The sequence below is a fragment of the Streptomyces sp. NPDC001532 genome, from assembly GCF_040298625.1.
Classification (GTDB): Bacteria; Actinomycetota; Actinomycetes; order Streptomycetales; family Streptomycetaceae; genus Streptomyces.
Genome location: NZ_JBEPAL010000049.1, coordinates 35,435 through 48,993, shown reverse-complemented (window position 1 = coordinate 48,993; position 13,559 = coordinate 35,435). Strand labels below are relative to the sequence as shown.

General features: G+C 70.2%; 10 protein-coding genes. 3 read left to right on the top strand and 7 right to left on the bottom strand.

Features of this window, described 5'->3' with window-relative positions; translation table 11 throughout:
• Positions 1 to 4 precede the first annotated feature (4 nt).
• The gene (locus tag ABT232_RS32530) at positions 5 to 1,855 is read right to left on the bottom strand and encodes an SMI1/KNR4 family protein (protein ID WP_351846779.1); all 1,851 of its coding nucleotides are present in this window, start codon (positions 1,853 to 1,855) and stop codon (positions 5 to 7) included.
• Positions 1,856 to 2,321: 466 nt separating this feature from the next.
• On the opposite strand from ABT232_RS32530, the gene ABT232_RS32520 reads away from it, so the two are divergent.
• Positions 2,322 to 3,659, top strand: a complete 1,338-nt coding sequence (locus tag ABT232_RS32520) for a bifunctional class I SAM-dependent methyltransferase/NUDIX hydrolase (RefSeq protein ID WP_351846740.1) — start codon at positions 2,322 to 2,324, stop codon at positions 3,657 to 3,659.
• A complete protein-coding gene (locus tag ABT232_RS32515; RefSeq protein WP_351846737.1) occupies positions 3,656 to 3,808 on the top strand; it encodes a hypothetical protein in 153 nt (50 codons plus the stop codon). The genes ABT232_RS32520 and ABT232_RS32515 overlap by 4 nt, the downstream gene beginning before the upstream one ends.
• 41 nt (positions 3,809 to 3,849) lie before the next feature.
• On the opposite strand, the gene ABT232_RS32510 is transcribed toward ABT232_RS32515, so the two are convergent.
• The 6 genes from ABT232_RS32510 to ABT232_RS32485 all read right to left on the bottom strand — a co-directional run bounded on the left by ABT232_RS32510 (position 3,850) and on the right by ABT232_RS32485 (position 13,037).
• The gene (locus ABT232_RS32510; RefSeq protein WP_351846736.1) at positions 3,850 to 5,481 is read right to left on the bottom strand and encodes a glycoside hydrolase family 13 protein; all 1,632 of its coding nucleotides are present in this window, start codon (positions 5,479 to 5,481) and stop codon (positions 3,850 to 3,852) included.
• A gap of 102 nt (positions 5,482 to 5,583) precedes the next feature.
• A complete protein-coding gene (locus ABT232_RS32505) occupies positions 5,584 to 8,127 on the bottom strand; it encodes a CBM35 domain-containing protein (protein WP_351846734.1) in 2,544 nt (847 codons plus the stop codon).
• Between the two features lie 573 nt (positions 8,128 to 8,700).
• Positions 8,701 to 9,585, bottom strand: a complete 885-nt coding sequence (locus ABT232_RS32500; protein ID WP_351846732.1) for a carbohydrate ABC transporter permease — start codon at positions 9,583 to 9,585, stop codon at positions 8,701 to 8,703.
• An 11-nt stretch (positions 9,586 to 9,596) separates the two neighbouring features.
• Positions 9,597 to 10,541 carry a carbohydrate ABC transporter permease gene (locus tag ABT232_RS32495; RefSeq protein ID WP_351846730.1) on the bottom strand — a complete coding sequence of 315 codons (945 nt, stop codon included), beginning with the start codon at positions 10,539 to 10,541 and terminating at the stop codon, positions 9,597 to 9,599.
• A gap of 1 nt (position 10,542) precedes the next feature.
• Positions 10,543 to 11,898 carry an ABC transporter substrate-binding protein gene (locus tag ABT232_RS32490; RefSeq protein ID WP_351846727.1) on the bottom strand — a complete coding sequence of 452 codons (1,356 nt, stop codon included), beginning with the start codon at positions 11,896 to 11,898 and terminating at the stop codon, positions 10,543 to 10,545.
• Positions 11,899 to 12,023: 125 nt separating this feature from the next.
• Positions 12,024 to 13,037 carry a LacI family DNA-binding transcriptional regulator gene (locus ABT232_RS32485; protein WP_351846724.1) on the bottom strand — a complete coding sequence of 338 codons (1,014 nt, stop codon included), beginning with the start codon at positions 13,035 to 13,037 and terminating at the stop codon, positions 12,024 to 12,026.
• 192 nt (positions 13,038 to 13,229) lie between these two features.
• Between ABT232_RS32485 and ABT232_RS32480 the strand changes: the two genes are divergently transcribed.
• Positions 13,230 to 13,553, top strand: a complete 324-nt coding sequence (locus ABT232_RS32480; RefSeq protein ID WP_351846721.1) for a gas vesicle protein GvpO — start codon at positions 13,230 to 13,232, stop codon at positions 13,551 to 13,553.
• The last annotated feature ends 6 nt before the right edge of the window (positions 13,554 to 13,559 follow it).

Below are 13,559 nucleotides of genomic sequence, written 5' to 3'. Positions count from 1 at the left end.
AGGCTTACCTGATCCACGGTTTCGTCGGCAGGGCGGGCAATCTGCCGTGATCCAGGGCGAATTGCGGGAGCGAGACTCCGAATTCCGCCGCTATGGCGTCCAGGGCACGGCGCTCGTCCGGGACCGGGGTCGCGGTCTCCGCGAGGTACGGGAGGAGACGGTCCGGGAAGAGGCGGTCCGGGGCGAGCGCGGTGGGGAAGGTGCCCGTGTGGTGGAGATCCGCTCCGTGGAGTGTGCAGGCGTACCGCTGCTCGCCGTCCTCGGCGCAGGCGAAGTGGAAGAGGTTCCGCGCTCGCCAGACCGTGACGGCACGGGTGCCGCGCGACAGCTGGGTGCCGGGGTGGGTCAGGCGGGCGGCGGCGAAGCCCTGTCCGCAGGCCGACTCGAAGGCGAAGCTCCAGCCGTCCCGGTGACCGATGCGGGCCAAGGGGCCGACCCGGCCCTCCCGCTGCCATGCGTACCGCAGACCCCAGAGGTCGGTCTCGCCGGCCACCGGCTCCAGCGGGCCGACGCCGAATCGCTCCGCGAGCTCTTCTGGGCGTATGCCTTCCAGCAGGACGAAGCGGTACGAGTCCCGGCGCAGCGCATGCCTGGGGTGTCCCTGGGACAGCCATCCGAGCCCGTCGACGACCGTCTCCTCCGCAGCGGCGGGCACCGGCGTCGCCGCCGCGTGACCCGCACGGGGCGTGGTCAGCAGTTGGCGGCCTCGCTCCGGCGTGACGAGCGGCCCGAGCAGCGGATCGCCTAGCAGGCCGAACGGGGCCACATGGTCCTCGCGGTACGGCTCCCACTGCGGGACGGCCGCCGCGAGCACCCGCCAGGCGCCGTCCGTGTCGCCCCAGCGCGCCAGCTTCCTGGCGTCCTCGACCGCGCGGCCGAAGGGACCCGGTGAGGTGTACTGGTAGGTGCGCTGCCTGATCTCTTCCAGGACGGCCTTGGCCCGTACCCGGTCCGCCGCGTAGTCCTCCGTCACGGGGCCGAGGACGAAGGAGTCGTCGTGCGGGTGTCCGCGCAGGTGGTCGCGCACCTTCAGGGGCAGCACCTCACGCGCGTACAGCGGATCGTCCATGCGTGGTTCGACCGGGATCCAGCCACTGCCGTCGAGCAGGGCCCGGAGCTGGGCGGCCAGCAGGCCGGCGCGTGGTCTGCCGAGCTCTCCCGCTTCGCCGAGGACGGCGAGTGCTTCGTCCAGCCGGCCCCGCAGACAGCCAAGTCGGGCCTCTTCGGTCTTGGCGTCGAGGTCACGCGTCACGGCGTTCTCGAATCCCGGCTGACCGCCGCCGAGCCGGTAGAACTCCTGGTACATGTCCTCCATGAACACGCGGAACGAGTCGTACCGGTCCGGCGGCTCACCGCCCCACCCGTGGTACAGGTACACCGCCCACTCCCCGTCGGCGCCCACATCGCCCGGGTCGAGCAGCACGTCCGTCATGTCCGAGTCGAGCGACAGTTGCAGCGCACGGCCCCACATACCGGCCCGGAGGGCCTCCTCCTCGGTCGGGTCCTCGGCCAGGTGCTCCTCGTAGATCGACTGGAGGTCGTACGGATCTCCGTAAGGCGCGATGCCCTCCGCCCCCGCCAGCAGGTAGACGAAACCTCCCGCGTGGCGCCAGCCGTCCGTCGTCGCGAGGAAGGAACGCAGGGACGGCGGCAGCGGCACCTCGATCCCGAGTCCCCGGATCCGCTCGTCCAGGGCCGCGAGGCGTGCGGGACTGGCCGGCGCGAAGCCCAGCCAGCGGTTCCGCACGATCTCCTCGTCCAGCTCCGCGAATTCCTCCGGCTCTTGCGCTTCCAGCGCTTCGAGCCACTCCTCGCTCCACCGCTTGAGCAGCGGCCCCCACTCGAAGGTCTTCATGCGGTCCATCGTGGCACCCGCCACTGACAACGGATCAAGGTCGCGCCGGCCCCAGCGGCTGCCTGCCCTCGGCTGATCGAGGTGTGCCCAAGCGTGCCAGGCGCGGCCACCGCTCTCCCAGCGCCACCGGTAACCGCCGGGATAGGCGGTCAGACCGCCGTTGCTCGTCCCGGTGACGAACTGTGAGAGGTACACGCCGCCGGCCGCCGAGGCAGCCAGGGTCGAGCGGGTCACCCTCGACTTCCCTCCGGACCGTCCGGCGCGGGCAGGCCGACCAGGCACGTCGGTTCGGCGTCGCGGCTCATGGGCGCAGTGTGCCTCCGGCTGATCGACCGTCGCATGCGGTTTCCGATGGCGCAGCCCGACCCTGACCCCGTGGCGCCACCCGGCGCCCGTCCGACGCCCGTCTGGTTCGCCCGTCTGACATCCGCCTGACGCCGAGGCTCTCCGCCGCGAGAATCGACCCATGACCACGCAGCCGGGCTACGAGCAGAGCTGGACGATCTACGGGCAGCGGCAACTGGACCGCGGTTACTCGCCGCCGGTGCCGGACCGCATCGACTGGGCAGGCTGGCCCGGTGTCGGCCCTGGCTCCGAGATCCTGGGAGACCTGCGTGGCAGACGCGTGCTCGACATCGGCTCCGGGCCCGGCCATCACGCCGTGCATCTGGCCCGCGCCCATGGGGCCCTGGTGGACGGGGTCGACGTGTCGCCCACCCAGCACGCGCGCGCCACGGCCGACCACGGTTCGGAACCCGGCGTACGGTTCTTCCACGCCGACGTCGTCGACCACCTGCGCCATGCCGAGCCGTACGAGGTGGCCTACGGCATCCGCACCTTCGGCTGCGTCGACCCGGGTCATCTGATCCCGGCTCTGCGGGACGGCCTTGCCGACGGCGCTCTCCTCGTCTTCTCCGCGCTGCACACCGACAGCGACGGGAACGGCCCCTCGGACACCGTCACACCGCGTCGGCAGTTCATCCGGCTGCGCGACCAGGAGCCCATCCCGGCGCAGTTGTGGGCGCTCACTCCGCAGACGTGGGAGGACTTGCTCTCCGAGCACGGATTCGCGGTCGAGTCGGTGGAGCTGTTGCGTGCGCCGGAGCCGGACGACCCCGTCGTCGTCCAGCTGATCAGCGCGAGGCGCCGGCCACGTCCGAGCCCGAACCGCGTCTCCAGCCGCCCTCGCACCCACCGGCCACCGGCCCCCCATGCGGCTGTGGGGGTCGGAGCCATCCTCCACGGCGAGCGGGGTCTGCTGCTCGGCCGACATCGGCGAGGCACCTGGGAGCTTCCCGGCGGCAAGGTGGATCCGGGTGAGAGCTTCGAGGAGGCGGTGGTGCGCGAACTGGCCGAAGAGACAGGACTCCAAGCGAGCAGCCGGGACGTCACCCTCGTCGGGACGCTGGTGGACCGGGTGGGCGACGTGCTCCGGGTCACCGTCGGTGCCGTCGTCACGGCCTGGGAGGGAGAGGCCGCCGATCAGCCGGACGAGAGCGTCGGTGACTGGAGGTGGCACAGCCTGGATGATCTGCCGCAAGGGCTCTTCGTCTGCTCGGCCCAGATCCTCACCGCTTGGCGTCCGGATCTGCCCATCGACCACGCCCCGGCGCACTTCAACCCGTTCCACGGTCCGTCCCGCACGCCGTCCCGCACGCCGTTCGGCACGCCGTTCGGCACTTCCCTCCGCGCAGGCGGCCCGGCAGCTGACAGCCGGGCCGGCACGGCGGCCGGCACGGCACCGGCGGGCCCTGACGACGCAAGCACATGCGCGTCGAACGACGGGGCACCAGAAGGCACATGAGCCTTGCTGTCGTATCGAGCCAGGTCCTGCTTGCCGAGGGCGGTCGCCCGGAGCTGCCGCCGTGGGGCGAAGTCGTGCTCCTGATCGTGTGGGCGGTGCTCTTCGTCTTCATCGTGTTGCGGCTGCGGGCGCGGCGGCGCGGGCGTTAGCCTCCTCCGCCGCGCCCGCAGGGTGCCGGCACCTGTCGCGGTCAGGTGCCGCGCAGCCAGACGCTGGTGTCCGTCGGCAGCCGTGACCCTGTCAGTGGCTGGGAGGACAGCAGCACGGTGTGGTGTTCGGGCAGGTCGAAGGGTTCTGGGGAGAGGTTGACGACGCAGGTGAAGTCGGTGCCTCGGGTGAAGGCGAGGACGCCCTCGGGGGCCGGCAGCCACCGCATCGGGCCGTCGCCGAGCGCCGGGTCGCCGGCCCGCAGGGACAGGGCCTCGCGGTAGAGGTGCAGCATGGACGACGGGTCGGTCTCCTGGACGGCGACGCTCAGGTCGGCCCAGGCCGCGGGCTGCGGCAGCCAGGGGCGTGCCGCGCCGTCGGGACTGAAGCCGTAGGGCTCGCTCCGGCCGCTCCAGGGCAGGGGGACGCGGCAGCCGTCGCGGCCGGGGTCCTGTCCCTTGGTGCGGTGGTAGATGGGGTCGTCGCGGCGGTCGGCGGGAATGTCCTCGACCTCCGGCAGGCCGAGTTCTTCGCCCTGGTAGATGTAGACGGCTCCCGGGAGGGCCAGGGTGAGCAGGGCGGCGGCGCGGGCGCGGCGGCGTCCCAGGTCTTCGTCGACGACCGGGTTGTACTGGCGGATGCCGGCGGCGGTGCTGGTGTCGGGGCGGCCGTAGCGGGTGACGTGGCGGGTGACGTCGTGGTTGGACAGGACCCAGGTGCTGGGGGCGCCGATGTCGGCGTGCGCGGCGAGGGTCTGGTCCACGCAGGCCCGCAGATCGGCGGCGTCCCAGCCGCAGCCGAGGAAGTCGAAGTTGAACGCGGAGTGGAGTTCGTCCGGTCGCAGGTACCGGGCGAAGCGGGCCGGGTCGGCGAGCCAGACCTCGCCGATCAGTGCGCACGGCTCGGGGTAGGAGTCGGCGACGGCACGCCAGCCGCGGTAGATCTCGTGGTTCTCGTCGCGGTCGACGTAAGGGTGCGGGTCGGGGAAGACGCTGTGGTCGTAGTCGGGCAGCTCGGGGTCCTTGCTGCACATGGCGGCGGAGTCGACGCGGATGCCGTCGACGCCGCGGTCGAACCAGAACCGCAGGACGTCCTCGTACTCGGCGCGCACCAGCGGGCTGCGCCAGTTGAGGTCGGGCTGCTCGGGGGCGAACAGGTGCAGGTACCACTGGCCGTCGGGGACGCGGGTCCAGGCCGGGCCGCCGAAGATGGACTGCCACTCGTTCGGGGGCAGTTCACCGTGCTCGCCGCGGCCCTCGCGGAACCAGAACAGTTCGCGCTCCGGTGAGTTGGGCGGCGCGCTGAGGGCCTTGAGGAACCACTCGTGTTCGTTGGAGACGTGGTTGGGGACGACGTCGACGATGACGCGGATGCCGCGTTCGTGTGCGTCGTGGATGAGCGCCTCGGCGTCGGCGAGGGTGCCGAAGCGGGGGTCGATCTGGCGGAAGTCGGTGACGTCGTAACCGGCGTCGGCCATCGGGGACAGATACCAGGGGCTGAACCAGATCGCCTCGATGCCGAGGGCCTTGAGGTAGTCGAGACGGTCCCGGACTCCGGCGAGGTCCCCGATACCGTCACCGTTGCCGTCGGCGAAGCTGCGCGGGTAGAGCTGGTAGATGGCGGCGTGCCGCCACCAGTCGGTGGCGTCGGTGCGGGCGGTGGTGCGGGGGGTCATGGGACCTGCCTTCGGGTCTTCGAGGAGGGCGGATCGTCGGTGGTCGTGGACCGCGGGCGCGGCCGGTCAGGGAGGCGAGCCGCGCCCGCAGCCGGTCAGGTGCTACCAGCCGGAGTTGTCACTGCCGCGCTGAACGGTGAAGCCGCCGGCCAGACTCAGGGGAGCGGCGGCGGTGCCGCGGACCGTGACACCGCTGAAGGTGCCCCTGCCCGCGGCGTTGATCTCGATGCCGTGATGGCCGGTGGTGTCGATGGTCGTCCTGGACACCCGCAGGTCGGCGACGTTCTTCTGCCAGGAGACCAGCAGGCCGCTGTAGGTGGAGTCGACGATCTTGTTGTCGTCGATGATCACCGGAGTGGTGATCTCGTGGACGTCGGCGTAGACCCAGAGGGCACCGAGCTTGCTCTGCCAGTTCGGTTCGTAGCCGCCGGCGCGGGTGAGGGTGTTGCGGGCGACGGTGGTGGTGCCGGTGAAGGGCAGTCCGAAGCGGGTGCTGACGGCGATGCCGGCGGAGCCGACCACGGTGTCGGAGATGACGTTGTCCTCGACGCGGTTGCCGCTGCCGCCGTAGACGGCGGCGCCGTTGGCCAGCAGCGGGAGCTGGACGGTGTTGTGGCGGAAGACGTTGTCGACGTCGGGCCGGCCGTCGGACCACATCGCCAGGGCGTCGTCGCCGGTGTTGCGGATGCTGGACTGGGCGATCGTCGTGCCCACCACACCGCCGTGCAGGTTGACCCCGTCGGCGAAGGTGTTGCGGATCCGCAGTCCCGCGGCGTACAGGCCGGTGGTGGGGCTGGTGGGCCACAGGCCGACCTTGGTGTGCTCGATCCATACGTTCTGGATGGTGCTGCCGTTGCCGAAGTCGCCCTCGATCCCGGCGTCGAACGCGGCGTCGTCGCGGTAGGTGACGTCACCGATGATGCTCAGGTCCTGGACGGTGCTGGTGCCGCCCTGCCCGAACAGCACGCCCTTGCCGTTCTTGCCGCGCAGGACGGTGTGCCACTGGCCGGCGCCGGCGAGACGTACGCCGTCGATCGCGACGCGGCCGGAGATGTCGTAGGTGCCCGCGGGCAGCCACAGGCCCTTGCCCTGCGCCTTGGCCTGGCCGAGCGCGGTGTTCAGACTGCTGGTGTCGTCGGCGTTGTCGCCGGGTGTGACGCCGAGGGTGGTGGCGCTGACATAGCCGCTGGGAATGGTCAGGGGACCGGGTGCGGTCTCGGTCTCCACCAGGTCGAGGGTGTAGGTGGCGGCCGTGTCGCCGCCGGCCCTGGTGAAGCGGAGCTTGGTTCCGGCGGGCAGGGTGCGGTCGAGGCGGACCCGGGTGTCGTCGAAGAACCGGTGGGCGTTTCCGGCCGCCGGATCGTTGTTGTACGGGTAGTCGCCGTACACCCATGCGTGACGCGAGGTGAGCGACAGCTTGGGCAGGGCCGTGCCGTCCGCCGACAGGCTCAGCGTCGCGTCGGTGCCGCCGCCGTTCGCGCTGTCGGGGAGCGAGTGGCGCAGCGTCAGCGCGTTGGCGGGCTTGGTCAGGGTGATCTCGGCGTAGTCGCCGCTCTTCTCCAGGACGACCGCGCTGCGCCCGGACGCCTCGGACGCCACCGTCTTGTAGGTGCGGTCCGGGGTGAGCTTGCGCGCGGTGGTGCCGGCGTTCTCCAGCTCGTACGTGGTGTACGGCGTGGTGGCTCCGCGGACGTCGGGTGCGGTGGTTCCGGTCAGGTCGATGCCGTCCAGCTGGAAGTCGGCGGTGCCGCCGGTGCCGGTGCGCAGGGACAGGTGGTTGAGGCCCGCGCGCAGGGTGACCTTGACGGAGGTGGTCCTCCAGGCGCCCGAGGTCGCGGGCAGGCTCAGCTGGGTGGGGCTGCCGCCGTTGGCGTCGACGCTCACCGACGCGGTCTGGGTGCCGGGGGTGCGGTAGCGCACGGTGAGAGTCTGCTCGCCGGTGCCGGCGGTCTGCGCCGCGAAGACGGCACGGGCTCCTGCCGCGGTGAAGCCGGTGAGGTAGCCGCTGCCGGAAAAGCCGGTGACGGAACCGGACTTCGCCGGGCCGCCGGAGGCGAAGGCGTTCTCCGCTTCGTAGGCGATCGTCGAGGGTCCCGGGTCGGTGGGGTCGGTCGTGCCGGGGGTGGTGGCGGTGAGGTTGTCGAGGTTGACGTTGCCGCTGTCGGCACTCGTGAAGGTCAGCGCGACGGTGTTGGAGCCCTTGGCGAAGGTGACCGGCACGTCCACCGTGGCCCAGCTCGTCCAGCCACTGGTCGCCGGGAGACTCACCTGACCGGCACCGGCCCCGTTCACGAACAACGTCAGCGTCTTCGCCGACCCCGTCCCGTTGGCGTAACGGACCTTCACCGAACCCGAACCCGCGTCGGCCGACTGCACGGCGTACGACGTCGACGCCCGGCCCTTGTTGGCATCCGTATAGCCGCCGACATAACCGGTACCGGTGTAACCGGAATGCTCCCGCTCCACCACCGCACCGCCCGACAAGGACGCCGACTCCGCCTCCAGGACGGTGGTGGCGGCGTAGGCCGGGGCGGGCGGGGTCAGGCCGTAGGCGAGGCCTCCGGTGAGGGCGAGGAGGAGGGCGGCTGTCGCGGCGGAGTTTCTGGGGTGTGGGGTGGGATGTGTGGTGGTGCGGAGGATCGACACAGCGGTGTGTCCTTCCGGTGCAGGGGCGGCTCGGCCCTGGGAGAGACCGGCGGAGGCGCCGGCGAGGGTGCCGTCGGCACCTGGATCGGGATCACAGGCGGGCGGCGGGGTGGGTGGCTTGTGACGCCGGGCCCGGGGTGGCGGGGCCCGAGTGAGGTGGGGGCCTGGTGTGGCGCGGTACCGGTGTGGCGAGGGCCCGGGCGTGGTCGTGGCTTGAGCCTGATCGTGACCCGGGCGTGGCTTTGGCCTGGGTGGGGTCTTGTCCTAGGTGGGGTCGTGGCCTGGGTTGGGGCGTGGCCTGGGTTGGGTGGCCCGTGATGGGCGGTGCGGTTGCACAACGGTGAGGCGGACCCGTCGGCGGTGGCACGGAGCGCGGTTGTGCAGCCGTGGCCAGGCTGGATCCGTCCGCCGGTGACAGGCAGCGCGGCTGTTGAGCCGTGGCCAAGCTGGATCCGTCCGCCGGTGACAGGCAGCGCGGTCGTTGAGCCGTAGCCGGGCTGGACCGGTCCGCCGGTGGCAGGCGGGGTGGTTGGGGCCGGGGCCGTACCGCCGGGCCCCGAGCGTGGCTCGGCCTCAGCCCTTCAGGCTGCCTGCCGTCAGCCCCGCGATGATGTGCCGCTGGAAGATCAGGAAGATGACCAGCAGCGGGACGGAGGCCATGACCATGCCTGCCAGCAACTGGTTGGCGGGCATGAACTCGGCCAGGCGGTTGAGTGCGACGGTGATGGGCTGGCGTGCCGGGTCGGGCAGGACCAGCAGCGGCCAGAGGAAGTCCTTCCAGACTCCGACGACGGCGAAGATGGAGACCACCGCGAGCACCGGCCGGGACAGCGGAAGGACCACCGAGAGCAGGACCCGGACGGGCCCGGCCCCGTCCAGGCGGGCGGACTCCAGCAGTTCGGCGGGGATCTGGTCGAAGAACCGCTTCAGGATGAAGATGTTGAAGGCGTTGGCACAGGCCGGCAGCCAGATGGCCCAGGGCGTGTTGATGAGGTTGACGTGAACGAGGGGTACGTCGGTGACGGTGAGGTAGGTGGGAACCAGCAGGGCCGACACCGGCAGCATGAGCGTGGCCAGCATCATGCCGAGGACGACGTTGCCCAGGGCGGGACGCAGTCTGGACAGGGAGTAGGCGGCCGTCACGTCGACGAGGAGCTGGATGAGCCAGGCGCCGACGGCCAGCAGGAGGGTGTTGAGGAAGTACTCGCCCAGTCCGACGTTCGTCCAGGCCTGGCTGTAGGACTCCGGGTGCCAGCTCTGCGGCAGCAGTGTCGGTTCCGGGTCGGCGAGTTCGGCGGACGACTTCAGTGCCCCGCCGGCCATCCAGTACAGCGGGAAGACGAACGCGAGGGTGAAGCCGACGACGGTGAGGGTGAGGACGAAGCGGTAGAGGAACCGGCCGGTGCGGCGGTTCATCTCGGCGGGGGCGATGAGTGTGCGTTCGGCGGGGGCGGCCATGGTCGTTCCTTTCAGCCCTTGCTGCGGGTCAGGCGCAGATAGACCGCGGCGAACAGGCCCAGGACGATGAAGAGCAGGGTGCTCATGGCACTGGCCATGCCGAAGTCGTTGTAGACGAACGCGTACCGGTACAGGAGCAGGAGGATGGTGACCGTGGCGTCGTCGGGTCCGCCTCCGGTGAGCACGAACGGTTCGACGAACACCTGCATGGTCCCGATGACTTGGAGCAGCAGCGTGACCATCAGGATGAAGCGCATCTGCGGGATGGTCACGTGCCACAGCCGCCGGCGGATGGAGGCGCCATCCAGCTCGGCCGCCTCGTACAGCTCACCGGGGATGGAGCCGAGCGCGGCGAGGTAGATCAGCGTGGTGGTGCCCATGTTGGCCCAGGTGGACACCAGTACGAGGGAGATCATGGCGAGGTTCTCCGACTCCAGCCACTGCTGGGCGGGCAGGTGGAGGACCTCGAGGACGTTGTTGAACAGGCCGGGGCCCGGGTCGTAGAACCAGCGCCACAGCAGCATCGTGACGATGGGCGGCAGCATCACCGGGAGGTAGACGGTCATCCGCAGGTAGGCGCGGGCGTGCCGGAACTCGTTGAGGACGACCGCCGTCACGAACGGGGCGGCGAAGCCGAAGACCAGGGCGAGGAGGGTGAAGTAGCCGGTGTTCCTCCACGCCGTGGCGAACAGCGGGTCGTCGAAGAGGCGCTGGTAGTTCTCCCAGCCCACCCAGGTGGCGGGCTGGGCGAAGCTGACCTGCTGGAAGCCCAGCAGCAGTCCTCGCACGATGGGGTACCAGGAGAACAGTGCGAAGCAGAGCAGTCCCGCGCCGAGGAACGCGTAGGCGGTCAGGTTCTCGCTGATGCGGCGCCGGCGCCTGTCGAGGTTCTTCACGCTGTGGTTCTGCGCCTTGGCGGTGCGCTTCGACGGCCGGGTCAGGGTCGGGGCCGCCATGTCACTTGACCGTCGCGACGATGCCGTCGACCTTCTTCGACGCGTCCTTCAGCAGCTGGTCGAGGTCCGCGTCCTTCTTCGTCAGCACCGCCTGCATCACTCCGTCGAGGACGGTGTAGATCTGCTGGGCGTTCGGCGGCTCGACCTTCTGCCGGAGCTGGGCGTTGCGCTCGACGAACGGCTTGTAGTTGTCCTGGGGCACGTTGGCGTACTTGGCGTGCGCGGCGTCCTGCTTGGCCGCCGCCTGCCCGGTGAACAGCCGGTCCAGGGGAAGGCCGATGGGGACGTCACTGTCGGAGGCGCGCTTGTCCTCGAACTCGGTGCGGTCCGGGTTGAGGTACTTCCACTGGACCCACTCGATGCCGGCCTTGATCTTCTCCGGGGTGGCCTTCGGGTTGAACATGAAGCCGTTGCCGCCGCCGAGGGTGGCCTCTCCCGGCATGGCCGCGACGCCGTACTCCGCGTACTCGCGCTCGAACTGCTTGACGATGGTGGGGATGTTGTCCGGGCCGGCCATGTACATCCCGAGCTTGCCGGCGCCCATCATCTTCTGCACGTCCTCGATCTGCAGCAGCTGGCGGGAGCCCATGCTGTCGTCGGTCCAGCGCATGTCGTGCAGCGTCTTCAGGGCCTTGCGACCCGCGTCGCTGTCGAAAGCGGCCTTCCACCGGCCGTCCTTCTGCACCGCGATGTCGCCGCCCAGCGAGTACACCCAGGCGGTGAAGTGCCAGCCGCCCTGGTTGTTCTTGCTGTAGTCGGCATAGCCGACGGTGCCGTCGCCCAGGGCGCTGATCTTCTTGGCCGCCGAGCGTACGTCCTCCCAGGTCGCCGGAGGGACGTCCGGGTCGAGGCCGGCCTTCTCGAACAGCTCGCGGTTGTAGACCAGGCCGAGGGAGTACTGGCCGTTGGGCAAACCGTAGATCTTGCCGTCCGGGCCGGTGAACACCTTGAGGAACTCGGGCTTGAGATCCTTGTAGTAGGCCATGTCCTTCACATAGGGCGTGATGTCGGCGCCCTGGCCGCGCTGGATCAGGCCGGCGGGGTCGGTGAAGTACACGTAGTAGACGTCCTCCAGCTGGCCGCCGGCCAGCTTGGCGGTGAACGTCTTCGGGTCCATCTGGCCCTCGCGGGCATCGATCCTGATCTTCGGGTGGGCCTTCTCGAAGGCCCTGACGTCCTCCTCGAAGTACTTGCGGTCCACCGGCTGGGTCTTGGGCGGCATGCCGTTCACCGTGATGGTGACGACGCCGTCCTTGCCGGCCGTGGACGACTGGCCGCTGCACGCGGCCAGTCCCCCGGTGAGGGCGCAGGCCATGCCCGCGGCGATGAGCCGGCGACGGCTCTGGATACCAGCCATGACGAATCAGCCTCCTGCGATACATCCGCGTCCTGTGAGGCCCGTCGCTCACAGCTCCAGCGGACACGCAGAAGGTAGAAGTCAGTCATGTAAAAAGTCAATGACGGATTGCAAGATATCTACTACTAGGGCCGGTGACCTGGCCTTCCCGTCGATCCCCGCACGATCAGCTGCGTCTGGAACAAGGTCACGCCGGGCTCCGGCCGATGCCCTCGCATCTGCTGCGTCAGCGCCTCCACCGCGGCGTCCGCCATCCGCGTCACGGGCTGCCTGCATGTCGTCAGCGGCGGGTCGACCGCTCCCATGAACGGCGAGTCGTCGAAGCCGACCACGGACACGTCGCGCGGCACATCCAGGCCCTGACGGCGCACTCCGCGGACCGCTCCCAGGGCCAGCTCGTCACTTCCGCAAACGATTGCGGTGGCTCCGTTCCGCAGCAGCCCAGCTGCCGCGGCGGCGCCGGCCTCCATGGAGAACAAGGCGTGCCCGACCAGGGGCATCCACACGTCGGAGGGCACTTGGCGGCTCTTGTGGAAGGCCGCGAACGCGGCCAGTTTGCGCGCCGACGGCACATGTCCCACCGGCCCGATCAGCAGCCCGGTCCGCTCATGACCCACGCCGGTCAGATGGGTCAGCGCCTGCCGGACCGCGTCCGCGTCGTCGGCGCTGATCTGCACCGCGTCGGCGTTCTCGTCGGCCGGGTTCACCAGTACCAACGGCACCTTGCGGTCCTTCAGCGCGGCACCCTGCTCCGCTCCCGCGTCGGCGTAGCTGGACCCGATGAAGACGATGCCACCGATGTTCTGGGCCAGCAGCATCTCGATGTAGTTCGCCTCGGACACCCCGTCGGAGGTGCGCGTGCACAGCACGGGTACAAGACCGCGCTTGTTGAGGCGCCCAGCGATCGCCTCCGCAAACGCCGGGAACACAGGGTTCTGGAGATCGGGCACCACCACGCCGATGAGCGGGCTGCGCTCGTCCTCCATCGCCGCCGGCCGCGGTATGCCGAGCACGTCCAGGGCCCTGAGGACGCGTTGCCGCGTCCCGGGGGCGACCAGGGGGCTGCCGTTGAGCGCGCGCCGGACCGTCACTTCACTGACGCCCGCGAACTCGGCGACCTCGATCAGCTTCTCCTTCATGCGCACACCGTATAGCACGAGCGCAAAAATTGGTCAGGAAGTCGCAAGTTTCTTGCAAGGAGTGATGCGCGTCGCTCGTGATCGGGGGACCCGGCCTCGCCGTGCCCCTGCGTCTCGTCGTCGATGCGCGCCGTGGCCCGGATGGCTCAACCCCGCACGCGATCCCCGGTACTGGTGACCAGAGTGGTCACCATGACGGAACCTGGCGAGCGACGGCGCGGCACCGGCACGGTCTCCTCCCCTCCGCGCAGGCGTGCGCTCCGGGGCGCACAGGACGCCGCCGAGCGTGCCGCGGAGGGCCTGAGCGCTCTGGTCCGGCACCGCCTGGAGGGTGTCTCGGCGGTACGCCGCGGCGACGAGGACGGCTGGATCGTCAACGTCGACGTACTGGAACTGGCGCGCATCCCGGACACCACCAGCCTGCTCGCCGTCTACGAGGTGGAACTGGACTCCACGGGCGAGTTGACGCAGTACCGCCGGATCGCCCGCTACCGGCGCGGTGCCCAGGACCAGTGACCGGCC

What these genes read in the sequence shown, in the direction of transcription:
- ABT232_RS32530 (WP_351846779.1), bottom strand. Translation starts at nt 1,855, where the DNA reads ATGAAGACCTTCGAGTGGGGGCCGCTGCTCAAGCGGTGGAGCGAGGAG.
- ABT232_RS32520 (WP_351846740.1), top strand. Translation starts at nt 2,322, where the DNA reads ATGACCACGCAGCCGGGCTACGAGCAGAGCTGGACGATCTACGGGCAG.
- ABT232_RS32515 (WP_351846737.1), top strand. Translation starts at nt 3,656, where the DNA reads ATGAGCCTTGCTGTCGTATCGAGCCAGGTCCTGCTTGCCGAGGGCGGT.
- ABT232_RS32510 (WP_351846736.1), bottom strand. Translation starts at nt 5,481, where the DNA reads ATGACCCCCCGCACCACCGCCCGCACCGACGCCACCGACTGGTGGCGG.
- ABT232_RS32500 (WP_351846732.1), bottom strand. Translation starts at nt 9,585, where the DNA reads ATGGCCGCCCCCGCCGAACGCACACTCATCGCCCCCGCCGAGATGAAC.
- ABT232_RS32495 (WP_351846730.1), bottom strand. Translation starts at nt 10,541, where the DNA reads ATGGCGGCCCCGACCCTGACCCGGCCGTCGAAGCGCACCGCCAAGGCG.
- ABT232_RS32490 (WP_351846727.1), bottom strand. Translation starts at nt 11,898, where the DNA reads ATGGCTGGTATCCAGAGCCGTCGCCGGCTCATCGCCGCGGGCATGGCC.
- ABT232_RS32485 (WP_351846724.1), bottom strand. Translation starts at nt 13,037, where the DNA reads ATGAAGGAGAAGCTGATCGAGGTCGCCGAGTTCGCGGGCGTCAGTGAA.
- ABT232_RS32480 (WP_351846721.1), top strand. Translation starts at nt 13,230, where the DNA reads ATGACGGAACCTGGCGAGCGACGGCGCGGCACCGGCACGGTCTCCTCC.